The sequence below is a fragment of the Nocardia heshunensis genome, assembly GCF_054782115.1.
This window is the reverse complement of record NZ_BAAGTC010000027.1, coordinates 71,273-95,221: the sequence shown is the minus strand read 5'-3', so window position 1 is coordinate 95,221 and position 23,949 is coordinate 71,273. Positions and strand designations below refer to the sequence as shown.

Sequence of the window (23,949 nt, the reverse complement as noted above, 5' to 3'; positions counted from 1 at the left end):
AGACGAACTTCGGAGGGAGGCGCGGGCGATGAAGTTCAGGCCAACGGCTGTCGGATACGTGCGCAGTGATATCTCGGGCGCACGACAGGCGTGGGACGAGGAGCAGATCCGCAGTCTGGCACGGCGATTGGGGTACGACTTCGCGAAGATGGTCGTGGTGGACGGTCGCGCGGGCAGATCCCCCCTCGCGGCATTGAAGGCCACCGTGACGCGCTTGGCCGCCGAGGCGGTGGTCGTGCCGACCGCCGAGCATTTCGACAGTGAGGCCGCGCTGACCGATCTGGTCAGAGCCGCGGATGTGATCACCGTGAACCCTGAAAACACCTATGCCCGTTGGGTGATTCCCCCGATGCCCAACGGCGCCTAGCCACCGGTGAGGGCGTCGATGACGGTGCGGGCGGCGTTGGAGGGGGTGCGGTCGGCGGCGTGGCCGATGCACAGCTTCCAGGGGAGTGGGCGGGGCGCGAACTCGGAGTAGGGGACTTCGGGGGAGAGCAGGGCCACCGAGCGGGGGATCAGGGCTACACCGAAGTTCTTGGCAGCCAGTTCCACCGCGAAGGATTGGTCGGCTACTTCGATGACGGGGTCGCGGGCAGGGAAGAGGTCGTCGGCGATGCTGCGGATGCCCCAACCCGGTGGGTAGTCGATGAAGCGAACTCCGGCGAGGTCGGGGGCGCGGAAGGGCTTGCCTGCCAAGGGGTGTCCGGGCGCGGTGCACAGGACCAGGGTTTCGGCGGTGATGAGGTGGGTGGTGATGCCGGGGAATTGGTCGGTGCGGCCCGCCAGCAGGGCCAGTTCGAGGGAGTTGTCGCGCAGGCCCGCGAGGTTGCCCGCCATGCCGGAGATGCTCTGCCGCATGCGCAGGGTCACGCGTGGGAAGCGTTGGTGCAGTTCGGCGATGCTGCCCGCGAGGTCGAAGTTGTGGACGTTCATGAGGTTGCCGATGACCACTTCGCCCTGGATCTCGCCGCGGGCGGCGTCGATGGCGTCGACGATGTCGGCGCGGGCGCGCAGCAGGGTGCGGGCGGGGGCGATCATGGCCCGGCCCGCCTCGGTCAACTCCAGGGTGCGCGGCGTGCGGTCGAACAGCCGGGTGCCGAGTTCGTGTTCGAGCTTGGCGACGCTGGTGGAGACGGCCGACTGCACCAGGTTCAGGGCGCGGGCGGCGGCGGTGAAGGAACGGTGGTCGCAGCAGGCCAGGAAGCATTCGATCTGACGCAACTCCATGCCGGGGAGCCTACTCGTGCCATCGATATCAGAGATGGTGGCATCAAAATGTATCGCTTTTGTTGATCCCTGTGAGCGCTCACCATGAGGTGGTGACTGTTTCTGTGACCCGTGGCGCCGAGGAGACTCGGCCCGAGGTCGGCACCGCATTGAGCCGGACCACCGTGCTCGTCTTCGCCATCACGGCCGGTTCGTCCGCGGCCGGGAACTACTATTTGCAGCCGCTACTGCACGAGGTCTCCGGAGACCTGCGCATCTCCACGGCGACCGCCGCCCTGCTCGTCAGCGCCGCCCAGATCGGCTACCTGTGCGGACTGGCCTTCCTGGTGCCGCTGGGTGACTTCTTGCGCCGTCACCGCATGGTCCCGGCCCTACTGGTGGCTTCCGTTGCAGCCCTGATGATCTCGGCGTTCGCACCCAACTTCCCCGTGTTGTTCGCGGGCGTCGTCGCCACCGGCGTGACGGCCTCGGCGGCGCAGGTGGTGGTCCCGTGGGCCTCCGCGCTGGCGCATCCGGAGCGGCGCGGGCAGGTGGTCGGCACGGTGATGAGCGGTCTGCTGCTCGGCATCCTGCTGTCCCGGGTACTGGCCGGGGCGGTGGCGCAGGTGGGCGGCTGGCGATCGGTGTTGTTGGTGGCGGCCGGTTTACAGGTGGTGATGGCGATCAGCCTCTACCTGCTCGCCCCCGCCACTCCGCGCGCCGCGTCGGGCGAGAGCTACCGGCAGGTGCTGGCCTCGATCCTCACCCTGATCCGGCGGCACCCGGTGCTGCGGCATCGCATGGCGCTGGGATTCATTGTGATGGCGAGCTTCTCACTGGTCTGGACCGCGATCGCGTTCCTGCTGGCCGGATCGCACGGAAGTTCCTACCACTACTCGGAATTCGTCATCGGCCTGTTCGGCCTGGCCGGTGTGCTCGGCGCGCTGGGCGCACCGGTGGTGGGTCGTTTGGCCGACCGCGGCCACCTGCGCCGGGTCACCACCCTGACTTGGCTTGTCCTGCTCGCGAGTTGGGCGCTGGTGGCCTGGGGTGGGCACAATGTGATCGCGCTGATCGCCGCGCTGCTGGTGTTCGACTTCGGCATCCAGGGCTCGCACCTGACCAATCAGAGCGCGATCTACGCCCTGGACCCGGCCGCGCGCAGCCGCTTGACCACCGCCTACATGGTCACCTACTTCCTCGGCGGCGTCGCGGGTTCGGTGACGGCGGGCGTGGCCTATCAGGCGGGCGGCTGGGCGCTGGTGTGCGGCATCGGTGCCGTCGCCGCGGCGGTGGGGCTGGCGCTGTGGGCGGTGTTCGCACTCCGGCCCACCGTGGCCCGCGCAATCTGAAAAGCCGGTGATGATCGGGGCTTGCGAGTGGGTCCCAGCGGCCTATATTGAGATCCCGAGGCATTGCCGCCTGCGGTTCTCCTTACGGCACAGGGGTTTTGATGGACGCGAGATACAGGATCAGGTGGGTCGCGGAGCATGGGTTGCCGCGGCTGTCGTTTCTCGTGCTGCGTGGCAGAGGGGATACGTTCGCGCGGCTGATGAGCGGGGACGAAGGCGCTGCGGATCCGTATCCGCTGATCGATGAGTTGCGCGGTGAGGGCGGGGTGCGGGACACCCCGGTGGGTTATGCCGTCTATGACTATGAGCTGTGTCGGGAAATTCTGCGCGACAGGCGATTCGGTGTGCGGCGGTCGATCGATCCGGGCGTGCCCGGGCCGTTGCGCCGCTATGCCGAGCGAGTCGTGTTGCCGCTCAGCCCGATCGAAGCCCCGTCCATGCTCGCGCAGGATCCGCCGGAGCACGAACGCCTGCGCAAACCCGTCGCCGCCGCCTTCACTCCCCGCGCCGTCGCGCGTCTGGGCGATCTGGTCCGCGAGGTCACCACGCAGCAGCTCGATGCGATGGCCGCGCACGAATCCGTGGATCTGATAGCGGATTTCGCTGCGCAGGTGCCGGCCGCGGTCATCATGGAAATACTGGGTTTCCCGGCGGCCGATCGCGAGCAGTTCTTGCGCTGGGGGGCCACTGGCGCTCCGCTCATGGACGTCGGAGTCCCCTGGCAGACCTACCGCAGCGCCATGGCCGCGAGCGAGGCGATGCAGGCATACCTCGTCGCCCACATCGAGAAGCTGCGCCGTGAACCGGGGGACGATATCTTCAGTGTCCTGGTCTCCACGGGCGATCTGACCGACACCGAATTGATGGCCAACGCCAATCTGCTGATGGCCGCGGGTTTCGAGACCACCATGGACCTGATCGGCAATGGCGTCGCGCTCCTGCTGTCGCACCCCGATCAGCTCGAGCTGCTGCGCGCCGAGCCCGAGCGCTGGCCGCTGGCGATCGAGGAGCTGCTGCGCTTCGACCCGCCGTTCCAGATGACCGCCCGTCGCGCCCTGGAACCCGTGCAATTCGATGGCGGCGCTCCCCTCGTGCCGGGAAAGTCGGTGCTCGTCTCCCTCTCCGGCGCCAATCGCGATCCGGTCAAATTCCCTGACCCGCACCGTTTCGACATCACCCGCCCCAATGCCAGGGAACACCTGTCCTTCGGCAGCGGCATCCACGCGTGCCTCGGCGCGAGCCTGTCGCGCCTGGAGGTCCTGCATGCCTTGCCCGCCCTCTTCGAACGTTTCCCCGACATCCGCCTCGACGGCGAGCCGACCCGCCGCCGACTGTTCAATGTGCGGGGTTACTCACAGATGCCCGTTCGGCTGAAGTCCCTTTGATACTCGGTGGTAAGTTCCGCTGTAATACGACGATCCCCAGTGAAGTGGTGTCGGTGAGGTGGGTCGTCCCGCCTTGCCTTTGATGGAAAAGATTGAGGCAGTGCGGGGTTCGCCCCGAGGCTCGGGAGGGTCCTTGAATACCGAGGCGATCGTGCTGGATCCGACCGGCGCCGATGTACAGGCCGAGAACGAGCGGATTCGCCAGCGCGGGCCGGTCGCGCTGGTGGGGCTGCCCGGCGGGGTATCGGCGTGGGCGGTCACCGACGCGGCGGTGTTGAAAGAGCTGCTCGCCGATCCCCGGGTATCCAAAGATCCACGCCAGCACTGGAATGCCTTCAAGAACGGTGAGATCGATCAGCAGTGGCCGTTGCACCCGTGGGTGGCGGCGGACAGTATGTTCACCGCTTACGGTCCCGAGCACCGCCGCCTCCGCAAACTCGTGGCGCCGACGTTCACGAATCGTCGAACCACCCTGATGCGCCCGAGAATCGAAGCCATCGTCGATGGGCTGCTGAGCCGACTGGAGGCCATGCCCGCCGGTGCGGCCGTCGACTTGCGGTCCACCTACGCATACCCGGTGCCGATTCGAGTCATCGGTGAATTGCTCGGCGTGCCAGAGCATTTGGATGCCCGGATCCATGCGTGCGTCGACAGGTTCTTCGACACGTCCCTGTCGTCGGCCGAGATGCGGGCCAGCGTCTTCAAAATGGTCGGACTCATGGGGCAGTTGATCTTCTACCGGCGCGCCAACCCCGGTGACGACATCACGAGTGCGCTGCTCTCGGCCAGCGACGAGGACTCCAACCGGCTGTCGCAAAAGGAATTGATCGACACCCTGATTCTGATCATCAACGCCGGTCACGAGACTACGGTCAATCTGCTCGACCATGCCATCGTCGCTCTGCTGACCAACCCGGAACAACGGGCCGAAGTACTCGCCGGCCGGGTGCCATGGTCGGAGGTGATCGAGGAATCGCTGCGATACCAGTCGCCGTTCACGCACCTGCCCCTGCGATACGCGGTCGAGGAGATCGAGATCGCCGGCGTTCGGATCGCTGCGGGCGAGCCGATTCTCGCGTCCTACGGGGCTGCGAGCCGCGACCCGGGGATTCACGGTGGCACCGCTGGGGAGTTCGACGTGCACCGGGAAAACAAGGAGCACCTCGCCTTCGGGCACGGAGCTCACTACTGTCTCGGTGCACCCTTGGCCCGGCTCGAGGCGGGGATCGCACTACCGGCACTGTTCGAGCGGTTTCCGAACATGCGACTGGCGGTGGACCCCACCGAACTCCGGCCGCTGGGCAGCTTCGTTTCCAACGGTCACCAGTCGGTCCCCGTCCTGCTCTAGGAGGTTCCATGGGAAACGCCGGCTGGTTGCGTTCGTTGTCTGCCGCATCGGAGCCTGACGCCCACACTCTGATCTGTTTTCCCCACGCGGGCGGATCGGCCCTCTCCTACGGACCGCTGGCCAGAACGCTGGGGCCGCGATTCCGTGTGCTCGGCGTGCAATACCCCGGGCGCCAGGATCGCAGGCGGGAGCCGTTGCTGGACAACATCGCCGACCTTGTCGAGGGTGTGTTGCCGGAACTTCGTGAACTGCTTCCGCAGACTGCGGGCTACTCGCTGTTCGGCCACAGCATGGGTGCGGTGGTGGCGTTCGAGATCTGCCGTCGTCTCGAACAGGACCGGGCGATGCCGCCGAGCACGCTGTTCGTGTCGGGTCGAATCGCACCGGCACGGAAGGGCTTTCACGGTGTCCACCGGTACAGCGATCAGGAACTGATCCGGCACCTGCTGGACTTCGGCGGGACGCCGGCGGCGCTGCTGGAGGATCCCGAGTTCCGGTCGATCATTCTCGCGGTCACCAGAAGTGACTACCGCGCGATCGAAACCTACACGTGTGCACCGGAAGCCGTGGTCGAGTCTCCGCTCGTCGCACTGGTCGGCGACAGCGATCCCGCCACCAGCATCGCCGACCTGAACGAGTGGCGGACGCACACCACCGGACCGTTCACACAGACGTCGTTTCCCGGTGGCCACTTCTACATCGATGCCAATTCGCACGGTGTGGCCCAACTGATTCGTGATCAGAGAGAAAGCAATTATGCCTGAGACCGCTGGCCCTGTTTCGCATGTTTCGGACACCGCCCACTGGGTGGCCGCGCACCGCGCGATCGAAACCGCCCGGCCCAATGCGCTCTTTCGCGATCCGCTCGCGGAGCGGCTCGCCGGAGAAACCGGTAAGGCGATTGTCGCGAACGAGAAATGGTACGCGCTGATCCGCTGGTCCTTGGTCACCAGAACCAAGGTCATCGATGATCTGATCGCCGAAACCATCAGCGAGGGCTGCGATCTGGTCATCAATCTGGCGGCGGGCCTGGATGCGCGGCCGTATCGTCTCGACCTGCCCGCCGACCTCCGCTGGATCGAAGCCGACCTCCCCGACTTGATCGCCGAGAAGAACCGCCTCCTGGAAGGCGAGACCCCGCGCTGCGACCTCACCCGCGTCGCAGTAGATCTCGCGGACTCGGCAGCGCGCGAGGAATTTCTGGACAAGTCGCTCGACGGCGTGAAGAAGGCGCTCGTACTGACCGAAGGGCTGGTGTATTACCTGTCCGAAGACGAGGTCTCGGGATTGGCGGCGGCACTCGCTCGGCCCGAAATCAACTGGTGGATAATGGATGTGATCAACAAATCCATTGTCGATCGGAACAATCGAGCGAACAAGAATCTGCTGAAGAATTCACCGTGGAAGTTCGGCCCGGCCGATCCGCTGCGATTCTTCGCCGGGCGGGGTTGGACCGCGGACGAGGTAGTCGGATTGTTCCGTGCGGCAGCCCGATTCCGCCGGTTGCCCCCGGTCCTGTGGTCGTGCGCTTTCGTGCCCGTAGGCCCCCGGAAACCGGCCGGCACCTCGTGGCTGCCGTGGTGTGCGGCGGTTCGGCTTACGCACGCCGCCGATCCGACGGCCTGATCGGACCGGGAGGGCGAATCGCCCTCCCGGCCAAATCGTCACTCCAGGCTTTCCAGCCACTCGTCCATCGCCGCGGCGACCTGACCTGAGCCCTCCTGCAGCACCGTGAAGTGATGGGCGTCCACCTCGACCACGTGATGGCTGTCGTTCCACGGCTGGGCTTGCCATTCCATGAAGTCCTCGGGGACTCCGGGAATCCGTTGTGCGCATTGGAGGAACAGGACGGGCGCGGTGATCTTACCCGGTGCGATAGCACGCAGCACCTGGGTGTACTGACCCATGGCGGTCAATCTGGCGGGGTCGAATCGATCGAACGCCGCTTCGTTGGTCACCATGTTCTCGGCGACCGGGCCGAGAATCCACTCGGTGCCCGCGGCCTCGTCCGCCCGGTAGCTGTCCACCAGCACCACTCCGACCGGTGCGGGTCCGCCGAGAGCTTCCATGCGCTCGGCGACGTTGTGGGCGAGCACCCCGCCCGAGGAGAAACCGAACAGGATGAACGGCTGACCCTCGGCGGCGTCGAGGATGGGCTGGATCAAGGCCGTGGTGGCCGCGGCGTGGTCGGCGGGCAGCGGCTGATCCGCGTGGGACCCGATCGGTGCGACGCCGACCACGTCGCGAGGTGTCCGCAGTTTGGCGGCCATTCTGGCGTATTGGCGCACACCGCCCGCCGCCATCGGCGGGCTGATGCAGATGATGCGCGGTGTGGCTGCGCCAGAGGTCAATCGGATGATCTCCGGATTGATGGGCTGCTCGTCCTCGGCGTGGAATTGGTCCCGCGTCTGCGCCGCCGTGTACAGGAGCAAGAAGCCGATCGTGTACTGCGCCCGCCCCACCGCGGTGCGAAACATTCCATACAGCGAGTCGTCGGCGACGCCTTCCATACGATCTCGTTCGGTGGCCGTGCGGACATCGCTGGCAAGGGCTGATTCGTTGCCCGCCAATCTTTCTGCGAGATGCTTCGCGAGAATATGAGGCGTCGGATAGTCGAAGACGAGGGTGCCGTGCAACTGCACGCCCGTGGCGTCGCGCAGTGAGTTGCGGAATTCGATCGCGGTGACCGAGTCGAATCCCATTTCGCCGAACACATTGTCGACCTCGATGAGTTCGACGTCCACGTAGCCGAGCGTCGCGGCAGCCTGCTGGCGCACGAACTCCACCAGTCGCGAAAGCTGCTCATCGGGCGACAGACCGGCCAGCTGCAGCAGCGGTGACATCTGCGCACGCTGCGCCGTCAGCGGTACCAGCCCGCGCACCAGGGCGGGTGCGTGTTCGCCCCGCGTCCGGAGCACGGCCCGGTCGACAGGCAACGCGGCCAGCTGGGCGGCGCCGGAGGTCACCGCGGCATCGAACAGGGCCAGTCCGTCGGATTCGGACAACGCCGGAAAGCCTTGTCGCCGCATCCGTTCGAAATCCTCTTCCGACAGTTCCGTGCCCAGACCGCTCGATCGTTCCCACAGCCCGTAATCGATCGACGTGGCCGTCCACCCGGCCGCCCGGCGGTAGGTGGCGAGGGCATCGAGGTACACGTTGGCCGCCGCGTAGTTGGCCTGCCCGGCGGCCAGCACCAGCCCACCGGCGGAGGACACCAGGACGAACAGCGACAGCGGCTTGTCACTGGTGAGTTCGTGCAAATGCCATGCGGCGTCGGCCTTGGGCGCGAAGACGGCATCGATGCGACGGCTCGTCATCGATTCGATCAGGCCGTTGTCGGCGACGCCCGCAGCATGCACGACACCCGTCAGCGGGTGCTCGGACCCGATCTCGTCGAGCAGTGCTTTCAGTGCGTCGCGATCGGAGACGTCGCAGGCGGCGACAGTCACCTGCGCACCGAGTTCGGTCAACTGGGCGCACAATTCGTCGGCACCGGGAGCTTGCGGCCCCCGCCTGGACGTCAAAACCAGTCGCCGCACACCGTATTCGGTGACCAGGTGCCGTGCGAACAGCGCACCCAGCCCGCCGGTTCCGCCGGTGATCAGCACGGTGCCGGTGTCCAATGGCTCGACCGGCTCGCGGTTCGTCTCGGTGAGTTGATGCGGAACCAGCCGCGGCACCAGGAGTTTCGCGCCGCGCACGGCGCCCTCCGGCTCGGTCGCCAGGGCTGCGGCGGCGGTGGTGACGGCGGCCGGATCGTGGTCGGCCGAACCCTCGAGGTCCAGTAGTTGCAACCGGTTCGGATGTTCGGCCTGGGCCGCGCGCACCAGGCCCCAGACCGGTGCTTGCGCCGGGCGCAGCTGCTCGTACTCGCTGGTGCGTACCGCGTTGCTGGTCAGGATCACCAGGCGGGATTCGGTGAATCGAGGGTCTGCCAACCACTGTTGAACCGTGGCCAGCACGCTGTTCAATGCCTCGCGGGCGGCGTGCGGGGAGGCGACGCCGGTATCGGCGCAATGGAGCAATACGAGTTCGGGGACGGCGGATTCTCCGGCTGTGTCGAGGTCTTCGACCAGCGCCGCGAGGTCGGGATAGCCGCCCGGTGCGCCGATGCTCGCGGTGCGCGCCGGGGCTACCGAGCCGGTGGCCGACGTCGGGGCCATCCACTCCACGGTGAACAAGGCATCGGCCACGCTGTCGGCACGCAGTTGGCCCGCGGAAACCGGTCGCGTGTCCAGCGTGTCGACCGACAACACCGGGCTGCCGGTGCCGTCGGCCAGCTGGAGCGCGAAACGGTTGTCCTGCAGCTGGATTCGCACGCGGACGGCACTACATCCGGCCGCATGCAGTGCGACGCGACGCCAACTGAACGGTAGTTCGGGCGCGTCGACGCCGCCGGTGCGCATGCGATGCACGATGACCGCGTGCATGGCCGCATCGAACAACGCGGGGTGCAGTCCATATCCCGCGGCGGTCTCCGCGTCCGGCAGGGCCACCTCGGCGAACAGCTCGTGACCATCGCCGCCGTGATCGCCGCGTCGCCACATTGCCCGCAGGCCCTGGAAATAGGGGCCGTATCCGTAACCGGCATCGAGCATCTCGGTGTACGCGTCGGCGACGTCGATCGTCTCGGCGTCGGCCGGAGGCCAGCCGGAGAGATCGAAATCGGGCTGGACGTTTTCTGCGGTGAGGTCACCCTCCGCGTGCAATGTCCAGGTGACGGCATCCGGCTGGCGCGAGTGGATCCTGATGCGCCGTCGGCCGGAATCATTCGCCGCGCCGACCACCACCTGTACCGTCACTCCGTCGTGGGCGGGCAGTGTCAAGGGCGCCTGCAGGATCAGCTCGTCCACCACGGGGTGACCGAGCAGTCCGCCCACCTGGGTAGCCAGCTCGACGAAACCGGTTCCCGGCAGCAGTGCGGTGCCGAGCACGCTGTGATCGGCCAACCATTCGACCGAGTCCAGTGACCAGCGGCCGACGAAACTGATCCCGCCCGAATCGGGCTGCGGGACAGCCGCTCCCAGCAAGGGGTGGGAGACCGGATCCAATCCCGCGGCGCCGGTGCCGTCGGCGCCCAGCCACGTCGTCGACAGATACCGCTTCGCATCGAGCCAGAACCGCTCGTGCTGAAACGCGTAGGTGGGCAGGTCGATCGGTTGCGCACCGGAATAGAACGCAGGCCAGTCCACCTCGGCGCCCGACACGAACAACTTCGCCACCGCGGTCGCCACGGTGGCGGTCGACGCCGCGTCACGGCGCGCGACGGCGACGGCGACGGTGGCTTCCCCGGGACCGTCGTCGACGGTCCCGGCCACCATCGGCGTGAGGACCGCGTCCGGCCCGACCTCGGCGAAGCGCACCACACCCGCGGCCGCCATCGTGGTCACCGCGTCGGCGAACCGCACCGTGGCGCGGACCTGACGCACCCAGTACGTCGGGTTCGACATCTCATCGGTCACCCGGGCGCCGGTCACGGTCGAGACCAGCGCGATGGTGGGTCGACCGAAGCTCAATCCCTCGACCACCGACGCGAACTCCGTCAGCATCGGTTCCATCATCGCGGAATGGAAGGCATGCGAGACCCGCAAACGGCTGGTCCGCCAACCCTTCTCGGCGCATACTCCGGCCAGCGCGTCGATCTCTGTATCGACGCCGGAGGCCACCACCGAGGTGGGGCTGTTCACCGCGGCGATCGACACACCAGCGGTGAGCAGCGGTGCGACCTCGGATTCCGGAGCTCCCACCGCGAGCATCGCGCCACCTGCGGGCAGTGCCTGCATCAACCGGCCGCGTGCGGCCACCAAGGTGCATGCGTCCGAGAGCGACAGCACTCCGGCGATATGCGCGGCGGCGATCTCGCCGATCGAGTGACCCGCCACCAGGTCGGGGCGCAGTCCCCACGCTTCGAGCAGGCGATACAGTGCGACCTCGAAGGCGAACAGTCCGGCTTGCGCGAAGACCGTCCGGTTGATCAGGTCCGTGTCGTTCAGCGCGTCATCGAGCGAAATCGTTTGATCGAGTGACGGATTCAGCTCCGCGACGATCTTGTCGAACGTCTCCGCGAAAACCGGATGCGTACGCAGCTGCCCGGCCATACCGGCCCACTGCGCGCCCTGACCGGAGAAGACGAATCCCGTCGAGCCCGAAGCCGCGCGACCCGACACCACACCGGGTCCGGAGTCTCCGCGGCCCAATGCCTCCAGACCCGACAGCAGTTCGTCGCGATCGGCACCGAGGACCACCCCTCGATGGCCGAGCGTGGCGCGGGTGGCGGCGAGGGAGTATCCGACATCCTGTGCCGCGAAGTCGTTTTCGCGGACATGCGTCCGCAAGCGAATCGCTTGCTCTCCGAGTGCACGCGCGTTGGCGGCGGTCAGCACCCAGGGTATGACCGGCTCGGCCGGGGTGGTCGCGGCGGGGGGAGCCGGTTCGAGGACGGGAGCCTGCTCGAGGATGACATGTGCGTTGGTGCCGCTGATGCCGAAGGACGAAACACCTGCGCGGCGTGGACGATCGGCCGACGGCCACGGCACCGACTCGGTGAGCAGCCGCACCTCGCCCGCGGACCAGTCGACCTTGGTCGACGGCCGATCCACATGCAGGGTGCGCGGCAGCGTTCCGTGGCGCATCGCCATGACCATCTTGATCACGCCACCCACACCGGCGGCCGCCTGTGCGTGCCCGATGTTCGACTTGAGCGAACCCAGCCACAGCGGCCGCCCCGGCGCCCGATCCCGGCCATAGGTGCCCAGCAATGCCTGTGCTTCGATCGGGTCGCCCAAAGTCGTTCCGGTGCCGTGTCCTTCGACCGCGTCGACGTCGATGGCGGATATTCCGGCATTGGTCAGGGCCTGCTCGATGACGCGCCGCTGCGCCGGACCGTTGGGCGCGGTCAGACCATTGGAGGCGCCGTCGGAGTTCACCGCCGAACCGGTCACCAAGGCGAGAATTCGGTGGCCGTTGCGTTGCGCGTCCGACAGTCGTTCCAGCACCAGCACACCGGCGCCTTCCGCCCAGCCGACGCCGTCGGCGCTGTCGGAGAACGACTTGCATCGTCCATCGATGGACAGTCCCCGCTGTCGACTGAACTCCACGAACGTATCCGGACCCGCCATCACGGTCACGCCGCCCGCCAGGGCCAGGTCGCACTCGCCCGAGCGCAGCGCGGCGGCGGCCGAATGCATGGCTACCAGCGATGACGAACATGCGGTGTCGACGGTGACCGACGGTCCCTGGAGGCCGAAGGTGTAGGAGACCCGGCCCGACGCCAGCGATCCCGTGTTCGCGTCGCCGGGGTAGTCGTGATACATCTTGCCGATCCACACGCCGGTTGCGCTGCCGCGCAGGGTCGCCGGGGCGATTCCGGCGCGTTCGAATGCCTCCCACGAGGTTTCGAGCAGCAGGAACTGCTGCGGATCCATGGTTGCCGCTTCATTCGGGCTGATGCCGAAGAACGTGGGGTCGAAATCGCCTGCGGTGTGCAGGAATCCGCCGGATCGAGTGTGGGAACGGTTGGGTTGTTCGCCGGTGGGGTCGTAGATGCGGTCGATGTCCCAGCCGCGGTTGGTGGGGAAATCGGTGGTGGCATCGACACCGTCGGACACCAGTTGCCACAGGTCTTCGGGTGATTCGACGCCGCCGGGGTAGCGGCAGGCCATTCCCACGATCGCGATCGGCTCACGCCGGGCCGCGTCGAGCTGTCGGTTGCGCGCCCGCAGCCGGTCGGTTTCCTTCAGCGAGGCCCGTAGCGCGTCGGCGAGTTTTGCGGTGCTCTCGGTATTGGTCATATCGCTGTCAGTCCTCGGAGTTGTAAGCCAGATTGATCAAGTCGTCGATATCGAGTTCGTCGATGAATTCGTCGGTGCTGTGCTCGTCGATCTCGCCGGGGTTTTGCTGCCCGTGAGCGAGGTGCAGAAGCGCCTCCAGCAGACCGGCTTCGCGGAGCTGGGTCAGCGAAATCATCTGGAGCGCACTGCGAATCTCGTCTTCCGACGGATCCGCGGACGCGTCGGGGTGGTGGCCGATGAACTCTTCGGCCAGGTATTCGGCCAGCATCTCCGGTGACGGGTAGTCGAATACCAGCGTCGCCGGCAAGGGCAGGCCCGTCGCGGTTTTGAGGGCGTTGCGGAATTCGATCGCGGTCATCGAATCGAAGCCCAGCTCGTTGAAGGCCCGATCGGCCGCAATGGCATTCGCGTTCCGATGCCCCAGTGCCGCAGCCACGTGGTCCCGAACGAAGTCGACGAGCACACCGAGGCGTTCGCCCTCGGGAGTGTCGGCCATCCGAGCCCGCAGTGCGGCCGGGGCGTCCGATGCTCCCGACGCCGTTGCGCGGCGATCGGGGACGAGCCCGGACAGCAGGGTTGTCGCGAACCCCGCGCCGCGGAGTCCCGCCCGGTCGAGCCGGGCGAGAATGGGTGTCGGCGTGTCGATTTCGGCGGCGGCGTCGAACAGCGCCAAGCCCTGCTCCGCCGACAGCGGCAGCAGCCCCGAACGGGCCACGCGCCGCCGGTCGACGTCACCGAGCTCGGCGCCCATGCCGCCGTCGCTGTTCCACAGCCCCCACGCCAGGGACTGCCCGCGGCGCCCGGATGCCCGGCGGTGCGTCGCCACCGCGTCCAGGCAGGCATTGGCCGCTGCATAGTTGCCCTGCCCCGGATTGCCGAGCGCTGCGGCCACCGAGCTGAACAGCACGAACGCCTTCAGCGGCAGCTCGGCGGTCAGCTCGTGCAGGTGCAGGGCCGCATCGACCTTGGGCCGCAACACCGCATCCATCCGATCCGGGGTCAGCGAGGCGATGGCGCCGTCGTCGAGTACACCGGCCAGGTGGAACACACCGGTGAGGGGGCGGTTCGCGGGGATGGCGGACAGTGCCTCGTCGAGCGCGGCACGGTCGGCGACATCGCAGGCGACGAAGTCGATTTCGGCGCCACCACCGCGTAGCTCGGCCGCCAGCTCGGCGGCGCCGGGAGCCGATCCACCGCGGCGGCTCAGCAGCAGCAGGTGCCGGACGCCGCGGGTGTGCACCAGGTGTCGGGCGAACAATCCGCCCAGGAATCCACTGGCACCGGTGATCAGCACGGTCTCGTCCGGACCGAAAGCGACGCTCGGGGCCGACCCGGTTGTCGCCGCTCGCACCAGTCGCGCCCGGTGCACTTGCCCGCCGCGCACGGCCACCTGCGGTTCCCCGGAAGCCAGAATGCCGCCCAACGGCCCGGCGGCGTCGGAATCCATGTCCACCAAGACGATTCGACCCGCGCTCTCCGCCTGGGCGGAGCGAACCAGGCCGGCGATGGCGGCCCCGGCGAGATTCGTAATATCCTCCCCGGCAACGGAAACGGCGCCGCTGGTCCGAATCACCAGCGCCGACTCGATGGATCGAGGGTCGGCGGTCCAGGTCTGAAGTACCCGCAGCACGGCGTGAGTCGCCGCACGAACAGCGTCGGGATCATTGCCGTCCGGAGCATCCAGCACCACCGCGGCCGGAACCTCGTCACCGAGATCCGCCCACGACACGGTGCGTATCTCGCTGTCGGACACCGACATCGGTGTCCATTCGACCTGATACAGGGCGTTATCGACCGTCGCTACGCTCGCCGCGAGCTGCGCGGGATCGATCGGCCGGGCGGCCAGTCGGCGCACCGTCGCCACCGGCGCACCGGTCGGATCCGCGAGATCCACACTGACCGTATGGTCGCCGATGCGGGTCGCCCGAATGCGCAAGGCGTCGGCTCCCGCCGCGTGCACGGTGACCCCGGACCATTCGAACGGCAACGCCGGCCCGGCCCCGTCAGCGGGCCCCGAGTCGCCGATGAGCAGGGCGTGCAGGGCGGAGTCGAGCAGTGCGGGATGGATGCCGTAGTTCGCGGCTTCCCGCGGGTCGGCTAGCGCGACCTCGGCGAACAATTCGTCGCCGCGCCGCCATGCCGCTCGCAAACCCTGGAAGGAGGGCCCGTACTCGTACCCACCGGCGAGGAGTTCGTCATACACACCGCCGACCGGCAGCGGCTGCGCTCCGATCGGAGGCCACGCGGTGAGTTCGGCAGCCTCCGAAGCCGCCGAGGGGTCGGCGGTGAGCGTGCCCTCGGCATGTAGCGTCCACGACGATGCCGGTTCGATCTCGCCTTCGGGGCAGGAGTAGACCCGCACCACGCGATGGCCCGTCTCGTCCTCGGCGCCAACGACACTGCGCACCGCGACCCCACCGGCCTCCGGCAGTACCAGCGGCGCCTGCAGAACGAAGTCCGCCAGCGTCGAAAGGCCCACCCGGTCGCCGGCCCGCAGGGCGAGTTCGACCAGACCGGCTCCGGGGAACAGGACCGTGCCCAGCACGGCGTGATCGGCCAGCCAGGGATGCGTCTGGACCGACAGGCGGCCGGTAAGGATGACCCCGCCGGTGTCCGGTTGTGCGATCACCGCGGGAACCAGTGGGTGTCCGGTGGTGACGAGGCCGAACGATTGGGCAGCACCCCTGGCGGATCCCCCGGGCATCCCGCCGACGCCGGGTTCGAGCCAGTAGCGCTCGCGCTGGAAGGCGTAGGTGGGCAAGGCTGTTCGCGGTGCCGGGCGGTCGCCGAAGAGGGGCTTCCAGTCGACGGCCAGTCCGGCGGTGTGCGTGTGGGCGAGCATGGTCACGAACTGCTCGACCTCGTCGCGGTCGCGGCGGGCCGCCGCCGCGACCACCGCTCGGGCCTCGATATCGGCGGGCAGGGTCTGCCGGGTCATCGTCGCCAGGACGGCGTCCGGTCCGATTTCGAGGAAGCGGCGCACGCCCGAGGCCACCAGCGTCTCCACGCCAGGTGCGTAGCGCACCGCGCCACGCACCTGTGCCACCCAGTAATCCGGCTTCAGGATCTCGTCTCCGGCGAACTCGCCGGAGACATTGGATACCAAGGGAATCCGCGGCGGATGGAAAGTCACCGTCGCAGCGACGGTCTCGAACTCACCCAGCATGGGTTCCATCAGGTGCGAATGGAAGGCGTGCGACACCCGCAGCCGGTTCGTCCTACGGGCCTGCGCGGTGAATTCCTTCTCGAGGGCTTCGACGGCGTCGGCGTCACCGGAGATGACCACGGCGGCAGGCGCGTTCACCGCCGCGATCGAGATCCGATCGCCGTACTCGGCGATCGCGGCGAGGACCTCGTCCTCGGGGGCGGCGACCGCGAGCATCGCACCGCCCTCGGGCAGCGCGTCCATCAGGCGGCCGCGGGCCGCGACCAGCGCGCAGGCATCCTCCAGCGACCAGACCCCGGCCAGGTATGCCGCGGTCAGCTCGCCGATCGAATGGCCCACCAGGACATCGGGTGTCACGCCGAAGGACTCCAGCAGCCGGTAGAGCGCCACCTCGAACGCGAACAACGCGGGCTGGGTGAAACGGGTGCGATCGATCAGCTCTCCGGTGAACATCACCTGCCGTAGCGAGTTGTCGAGCAACGGATCGAACTGCGCGCACACCTCGTCCAGCGCGGCGGCGAAGACGGGGAAGGGCGCGGCGAGTCCCGCGCCCATCCCGGCCCGCTGCGCGCCCTGGCCGGTGCAGAGGAAGGCGGTCTTCCCCGCACCCACGGTGCCGGAAACCACTCCGGCAGTAGCCGTTCCGGCCGCCAATTGCGCCAGGCGGGTGAGCAAGTCGTCGCGATCGGCACCCAGCACCACCGCCCGCACCTGGTGCTGGGCGCGGGTGGTGGCGAGCGCGTGCGCGACCTGCGCCGGATCGGTGTCGGGGTGCTCGATCAGCCACCGCTGGAGTTTCGCCGCCTGCGCCCGCAGTGCGGTGTCGTTCTTGGCCGACAGCAGCCAGGGCACCGTACCGAGCTGCGGCTCAACGGTTTCCGCCGGAACGAGGGTGCGGGGCGCCTCTTCGAGGATGGCGTGCGCGTTGGTGCCGCTGACACCGAACGACGACACCCCGGCGCGCCGCGGCCGGTCACCGGCGGGCCACGGGTGCGCCTCGGTCAGCAGTGCGACGTCCGCGGCGGTCCAGTCCACGTGCGGGCTCGGCTCGTCGACATGCAGTGTCTTGGGCAGGGTTTCGTGCCGCAGCGCCTGCACCATCTTGATCACGCCGCCGACACCCGCGGCGGCGACGGTGTGGCCGATATTCGACTTGAGCGAGCCGATCCGCAGCGGGTTCCGTGCGCGGTCGCGACCGTAGACCGCCATCAGCGCCTGTGCCTCGATCGGATCGCCCAGCGTGGTGCCGGTGCCGTGCGCTTCGACCGCGTCGATATCCGACGGCGACAGCCCGGCATTCGCCAGCGCCGCCGTGATCACGCGTTCCTGGGACGGGCCGTTCGGCGCGGTCAGGCCGTTGCTCGCGCCGTCGGAGTTGATGGCCGTGCCGCGCACCAGGGCAAGAATGGTGTGCCCCAGGCGTTTCGCGTCGGAGAGCCGCTCGAGCACCAGCACCCCGGCGCCCTCGGAGAAGGCGACGCCGTCGGCCGCCGCGGAGAACGCCTTGCACCGGCCGTCCGGCGAGAGTCCGCGCTGCCGCGCGAAATCGACGGACAGATACGGGCTGGCCGCGACCGTCACGCCGCTCGCCAGCGCGAGGGAGCTCTCGCCATTGCGCAGCGCCTGCGCGGCCAGGTGCAGCGAGACCAGCGAGGAGGAGCAGGCGGTGTCCACGGTGAGCGTCGGACCCTCCAACCCCAGCGCGTAGGCCACCCGCCCCGACATCACGCTGCTCGTCGTGCCGGTGAGCCGATAGCCCTCCAGATCGCCGCCCACCAGGTCGACGTAACCGGATGCGCCCGCCCCGACGAACACCCCGGTATCGGTGCCCCGCAACGAGTTCGGGTCGATACCGGCGTCTTCGAGTGCCTCCCAGGACGTTTCGAGGAGCAGGCGCTGCTGCGGGTCCATGGCCGACGCCTCGCGGGGACCGATCCCGAAGAAGCCCGGATCGAAATCACCCGCGCTGTCGAGGAATCCGGCGCGCCGCGCATAGACGGTCCCGGGCTTGTCCGGATCCGCGTCGAACAGTCGCTCCAGATCCCAGCCCCGGTCGGTCGGGAAATCGCCGGTCGCGTCGATGCCGGCGGCAACGAGATCCCAGAGCTGATCGGGTGATTCGACACCGCCGGGGAACCGGCAGGCCATGCCGACAATGGCGATCGGCTCATCGGCCCTGACCCGGCGCACCGTCTTCTTGACGGGTTCGCCCACCGTCGGCTCGACGCGGGACAGCACCAGCTTCGCCACTGCCGCCGGAGTCGGATAGTCGAACACCAGCGTCGATGGCAGTTGCAGACCGGTGGCCTTCCCCAGTCGGTTGCGGAACTCCACGCCACCGAGCGAATCGAAACCGATCTCGTCGAAACGCTGATCAGAGCGGATGTCGGCCGCGGAATCGTGACCCAATACCGCTGCGGCCGCTGACAATACGGTGTCCAGCACTATGTCGCCGCGCTGTGCGACAGGTGCTTCGGCCAGCCGAGCGCCGAGTGTCCCGGCCGCCGCGACGGCAGTCGGGGCGGCGGCGCGCGCCCGGCGGGGGAGAAATCCGCGCAAGACCTCGGGCACCGCGGACTCGTCGGCGGTGCGCAGCGCACCGGCATCGAACCGGATCGGCGACAGCCGCGCCGCGCCGTGCGCGAGGGCTTCGTCGAACAGGCGCACACCGTCGGCATTGGCGAGTGGCCTCAGCCCCAGCCGTTCCCAGCGTGCCACCGCACCACGATCCAGAGCGCCGGTCATACCGCTCGACTGATTCCACGGACCCCACGCCAGCGAGGTCGCCGCCAGACCGGCAGCCCGGCGGCGCTGGACGAGGGCGTCCAATGCGGCGTTGGCCGCGGCGTAATTCGCCTGTCCCGAGGTGCCGAGAACGGCCGCGACCGAGGAGAAAACCACGAAGGCCCGAACCTCCCGGCCCCGGGTCAGTTCGTCCAGATGCCAAGCGCCATCGACCTTCGGCGCGAAGACACGGTCGATCTGCGCGCCGGTCAGGGCCGAGACGGTGCCGTCCTCGAGCACGCCTGCCGTGTGCACGACCGCGATCGGAGCGTCCTCGGAGCCGAGATGGCCGAGCAGTGTGCGTACCGCGTCGCGATCGGCGACATCGCACGCGACGACCCGGGCCCGCGCCCCCGACCGGCCCAGCTCCGCCACCAGGTCGGCGGCTCCCGCCGCATCCGGGCCACTGCGCGAGGTCAGCACCAGCTCGCGCACACCGTATTCGGCAACCAGGTGCCGGGCGAACAGCGAACCGAGGCCGCCGGTCCCGCCGGTGATCAGCAGGGTCGCGCCGCCGAAACTCGTCGTCGACCATAGGTGCTGACCGTCCGGACCGGTGGTGGCACCGGCGGGATGGCCGCGCCGATCATCGCCACCGCTGCGCACGGGTTCCGTTGCGGCACTGGAAGGCTCGGCTGCTCGCCCGAGCCTGGGAACCAGCACGCGGGTACCACGCAGTGCGATCTGCGGTGCGCCCGAGGCCAGCGCGGCGGCGATCAGATCGGGATTCGCCACGCGGGCCGGGCCGGAAGGGCTGGAGGATAGAGAGAGTCCGGGTGCCTGAGGATCCTCGTCGATCAGAACGAATCGATCGGGATGCTCCGACTGTGCGCTGCGCAGCAGCCCCCACACCGCGGCCGCCGACGGATCGAGCGTTTCCCCCGGGAGACCCGCCCCACCGGAGGTCAGCACGATCAGCCGGGAGTGGGCGAGTCGTTGCTGGGCAAGCCACGAGCGCAGTAGCGCCAAGGTCGAGTTCACCGCCGCACGGATCGTGCGCGGCTCATCGGAATCCGTTGTGGCTGACGGTGAAACAGCACGCCAGACGACTGCTCCGGGCAGGTCGGTGGCAGCACTGACCTCGGCGACCGACGCGTATCGCGCAGCGAAACCCGGTGCCGTGTCGGCCGATTCCACATCGACGAGCACGGCCAGCGTCGGCGCCGACGTGGCGATCGGTGCGCTCGGGTTCGCATCCTCTTCCCAGCTCACTTCATACAACGCGGCGTTGTCGGCTGCGAGCCCGGTGCGGAATTCCTTGACGTCGTACGGCCGCATCACCACGGCGTCGACCGAGACGATGGGATTGCCGTCCGGGTCGACGGCCGCGACCGCCACGGCTTCCGGCCCCTGGGTGACCGCGATGACCCGCAGGGCGGTCACGTCGACGGGTGCGGTGGTCGAGGCATGGTGGAATCGCGCCCCGGCCCAGCGGAAAAGCAGTTTGCCGGTGTTCGGATCGGGGTTGCCGTCGCGCCAGATCAGCCGCGAGAAGGCGGCGTGCATGACCATGTCGAGCAGTGCGGGATGCAGCGTGTGGCGTACCGAATGCGTTGCGGCCGTGCTGATGTCGGAGTTCAGGGCGATCTCGGAGAAGACCGCGTCGTCGCGCTCCCACACCTGCTGTACCCCGAGGAACGCCGCACCGTATTCGAGCCCGGCGTCCGCGGCGATCTGCGCGGGTAGCCCGGCACTGTCGAGGTGCTGGGCGTCGGCGGGTGGCCATGATTCGCCGCGCAGCCGGGAGAGCACTTCCGGTTCGGGCCCGGCGGTCGTGGCGAGCGAACCCGTCGCGTTGTGGATCCATTCATCGGAAGTCGATGTGCGGAAATAGAATTCGAACGACCGATGCCCGGTCGCATCGGGGGCCTGAACCAGTACCTGGAGTTCGATCTCATCGCCGTCGGCGGGCACGATCGGTGCTTGCAGGGTGAGTTCTTCGACTGCCTGGCAACCGATTCGGCCACCGGCGACGAGCAGGAACTCGATCAGCGTGGCGCTCGGCAGGACCATCGTGCCGTACGACAGGTGGTCGGCGATCCACGGATGCGTCGCCACAGATAGTCGGCCGGTGAACAGCCACTCGTCCGAACCCGCCAATCCGAGCACGCCGGTGAGGATCGGATGGTCCGACAGGTCCGCGGCCACCCCGTGGTCTTGGTTCAGCCAGTAGCGGCGACGCTGAAAAGCATACTTGGGCAGGGCAATCGGTGCCGCACCCCACTCGGCGAAGGTCGAGCGCCAGTCGACGCGCGCGCCGGTGACCTGGATCTGCGCCAACGCCGCGACGAACTGCCCGACTTCCTCGGCGGACCGTCGCGCCAGGGCCACCGTGGCCGGGGGAGCCGGGAGATCGGTGTTCTCACCGAGGCATTCGCGGGTCATAGCGGTCAGTACCGCGTCGGGCCCGACCTCGATGAAGCGGGTGACCCCGTCGGCGCGCAGGGTGTCGATCGCGGGCGCGAAGCGCACGCCGACGCGGACCTGCTGAACCCAGTACTCGGGATCGGTCACGGAAGCCCCGGCCGACTCTCCGGTCACGGTCGAGACGATCGGCAGGGTGGGGGCGTTGTAGGTGAGTTTCTTTGCGACCACGCGGAACTTGTCGAGCATCGGCTCCATCAGGGCCGAGTGGAAGGCATGGCTCACCCGTAGGCGTTTGGCCCGGATGCCCGCGGCGATGAGTTCGCGCTCGAGGCCCTCGATCGCGTCGGCATCGCCGGACAGGACTGTCGAGGTGGGACCGTTCTCCGCGGCAATCGAGACGCGATCGGACACTGCCGCAATGATTTCGGACGCGCGCGTCGCGTCGACAGCCACGGCCAGCATCGCGCCGCCCTCGGGCAGTGCGCCCATCAGGCGGCCGCGGGCCGCGACCAGCGCGCAGGCGTGCGGCAGGGACAGCACCCCGGCGACATGTGCCGCCGCCAGCTCGCCGATGGAGTGGCCGACCAGCACATCCGGTGTGACGCCGAAGGATTCCAGCAGCCGGAACAGTGCCACCTCGAAGGCGAACAGCGCGGGCTGGGTCCATTCGGTGCGGTCCAGCAAGCCCTCGGAATCGGTGAACATCACCTCCCGCAGCGACCGTCCGAGCACCCGATCGAACACCGCGCACGCCTCGTCCAGCGCGGTGGCGAAGGCCGGGTAGGCGCGGTAGAGGTCCGCGCCCATCCCGGCGCGCTGCGCGCCCTGCCCGGTGAACAGGAATGCGGTGGCACCGGAATCAGCCTTCGCCACCGGCGCATCCGCGGCCAGATCCGCCAAACCGGCCAGCAGCTCGGCCCGGTCGCGCCCGGTGACCGCGCCGCGCCAATCGAGCAACGCCCGCGAGCTCGCCAAGGCCCGCGCCACCTCGTGCACATTCACGTCGGGGTGCTCGGTCAGCCAGTGCCGCAGCCGATCCGCTTGCGCCCGAACGGCGGCGTCGGATTTGGCCGAGACCACGAGCGCGACACTGTCGGCCGAAACACGCGGCGCGGCAACGGACTCGGCCTCGATCTCCGTCGGGGCCGGAGCTTCCTCGAGAATGAGGTGCGCATTGGTGCCGCTGGCACCGAAGGAGGATACGCCCGCCCGGCGCACCCGTTCGCCCTGCGGCCACGGGTGACTGTCCTGCAGCAGCCGGACGGTATCGGCGGACCAATCCACGTGTGGCGTGGGCTCATCCACGTGGAGCGTCTTGGGCAGCACAGCGTTGCGCATGGCCTGCACCATCTTGATCACGCCGCCAACACCCGCGGCGGCCGAGGTGTGGCCGATATTGGATTTCAGCGAGCCCAGCCGCAGCGGTTCACCCTGGCGGCCCGCGCCGTAGACGCCGATGAGCGCCTGCGCCTCGATCGGATCGCCGAGCATCGTGCCGGTTCCGTGCGCCTCGACCGCGTCGACGTCGGCGGCATCCAGTCCGGCATTGGCCAGCGCCTGGGCGATGACCCGTTCCTGGGAGGGCCCGTTCGGCGCGGTGAGGCCGTTGCTCGCGCCGTCCTGATTGACCGCGCTGCCGCGAATGACGGCGAGCACCGGGTGGCCCGCGCGCTGGGCGTCCGAGAGTCGTTCCAGCACCAGCATTCCGAGTCCCTCGGAGAATCCGGTGCCGTCGGCGGCGGCCGCGAACGCCTTGCATCGGGCGTCGCTGGACAGGGCCCGCTGGCGGGCGAAGGCGATCAACAGCGACGGGTCCGACATCACGGTGACGCCACCGGCGAGAGCCACCTCGGCATCGCCCTGCCGCAGCGCCTGGCAGGCGAGATGGATGGCCACCAGGGAGGACGAGCACGCGGTGTCGACCGCGATCGCCGGGCCGGTGAATCCGAGGGTGTAGGCGATGCGTCCGGCCAGGACGCTGTTCGAAACACCCAGGTAGGCGTGGCCTTCGGTTTCCGCGCCGATGGTGGGCGAGCCGATGCGGGGACCGTAGTGCTGATGAATGACACCGGCGAATACCCCGGTTCGACTGCCGCGCAGCGATATCGGGTCGATGCCGGCGTCCTCGAGCGCCTCCCAGGACGCCTCCAGCATGAGCCGCTGCTGCGGATCCATCGCGGCCGCCTCGCGGGGGCCGATGCCGAAGAAGGCGGCGTCGAAATCACCGATGTCGTCGAGGAATCCACCGTCGCGCGTGTAGATGGTGCCGGGCGCGTCGGGGTCCTGGTCGAACAGCCGCTCGAGGTCCCAGCCGCGATCGGTCGGATAGCCGCCGATCGCGTCGACACCGTCCGCGGTCAGCCGCCACAGCTGCTCGGGCGAGCGCACGCCGCCCGGGTACCGGCACGCCATACCGACGATCGCGATCGGTTCCTGCATGCGATCGGTGAGGGTGCGCAGCCGCTGCTTGGTCTCGTAGAGCTCCTTGGCCGTCTTCTTGAGGTACCGGCGCAGTTCGTCGTCGTCAGCCATCGGTGAATCTCCTGGTCTA

The 23,949-nt window shown here is 68.4% G+C and carries 8 protein-coding genes and 2 pseudogenes; 6 read left to right on the top strand and 4 right to left on the bottom strand.

What is annotated here, in order from left to right; all coding sequences use genetic code 11:
• Positions 1-28 precede the first annotated feature (28 nt).
• Positions 29-367 (top strand): hypothetical protein, encoded by a 339-nt coding sequence (locus ACYVN4_RS41415; RefSeq protein WP_460729118.1) that lies wholly within the window; start codon positions 29-31, stop codon positions 365-367.
• Here the strand turns inward: ACYVN4_RS41415 and ACYVN4_RS41410 are convergent.
• A complete protein-coding gene (locus ACYVN4_RS41410; protein WP_460729116.1) occupies positions 364-1,227 on the bottom strand; it encodes a LysR family transcriptional regulator in 864 nt (287 codons plus the stop codon). The genes ACYVN4_RS41415 and ACYVN4_RS41410 overlap by 4 nt on opposite strands.
• Positions 1,228-1,319: 92 nt before the next feature.
• On the opposite strand from ACYVN4_RS41410, the gene ACYVN4_RS41405 reads away from it, so the two are divergent.
• The 5 genes from ACYVN4_RS41405 to ACYVN4_RS41385 all read left to right on the top strand — a co-directional run bounded on the left by ACYVN4_RS41405 (position 1,320) and on the right by ACYVN4_RS41385 (position 6,917).
• The gene (locus ACYVN4_RS41405; RefSeq protein WP_460729114.1) at positions 1,320-2,558 is read left to right on the top strand and encodes an MFS transporter; all 1,239 of its coding nucleotides are present in this window, start codon (positions 1,320-1,322) and stop codon (positions 2,556-2,558) included.
• A 200-nt stretch (positions 2,559-2,758) separates the two neighbouring features.
• Entirely contained in the window at positions 2,759-3,943 is a 1,185-nt protein-coding gene (locus tag ACYVN4_RS41400) for a cytochrome P450 (protein WP_460729112.1), read from the top strand.
• Between the two features lie 133 nt (positions 3,944-4,076).
• Positions 4,077-5,291, top strand: a complete 1,215-nt coding sequence (locus tag ACYVN4_RS41395) for a cytochrome P450 family protein (RefSeq protein WP_460729110.1) — start codon at positions 4,077-4,079, stop codon at positions 5,289-5,291.
• A gap of 8 nt (positions 5,292-5,299) precedes the next feature.
• Entirely contained in the window at positions 5,300-6,055 is a 756-nt protein-coding gene (locus ACYVN4_RS41390) for a thioesterase II family protein (protein ID WP_460729108.1), read from the top strand.
• Positions 6,048-6,917, top strand: a complete 870-nt coding sequence (locus ACYVN4_RS41385; RefSeq protein ID WP_460729106.1) for a class I SAM-dependent methyltransferase — start codon at positions 6,048-6,050, stop codon at positions 6,915-6,917. Before ACYVN4_RS41390 ends, ACYVN4_RS41385 begins: the two co-directional genes overlap by 8 nt.
• Before the next feature lie 38 nt (positions 6,918-6,955).
• Here ACYVN4_RS41385 and ACYVN4_RS41380 read toward each other — a convergent pair.
• From ACYVN4_RS41380 to ACYVN4_RS41370, 3 genes and pseudogenes are all read right to left on the bottom strand, one after another.
• A pseudogene (locus ACYVN4_RS41380) lies at positions 6,956-7,585 on the bottom strand (thioesterase domain-containing protein); the annotation flags it as partial.
• A 345-nt stretch (positions 7,586-7,930) separates the two neighbouring features.
• A pseudogene (locus ACYVN4_RS41375) lies at positions 7,931-13,114 on the bottom strand (type I polyketide synthase); the annotation flags it as partial.
• Positions 13,089-23,930, bottom strand: a complete 10,842-nt coding sequence (locus tag ACYVN4_RS41370; RefSeq protein WP_460729104.1) for an SDR family NAD(P)-dependent oxidoreductase — start codon at positions 23,928-23,930, stop codon at positions 13,089-13,091. The gene ACYVN4_RS41370 and the pseudogene ACYVN4_RS41375, both read right to left, overlap by 26 nt.
• Positions 23,931-23,949: the final 19 nt, after the last annotated feature.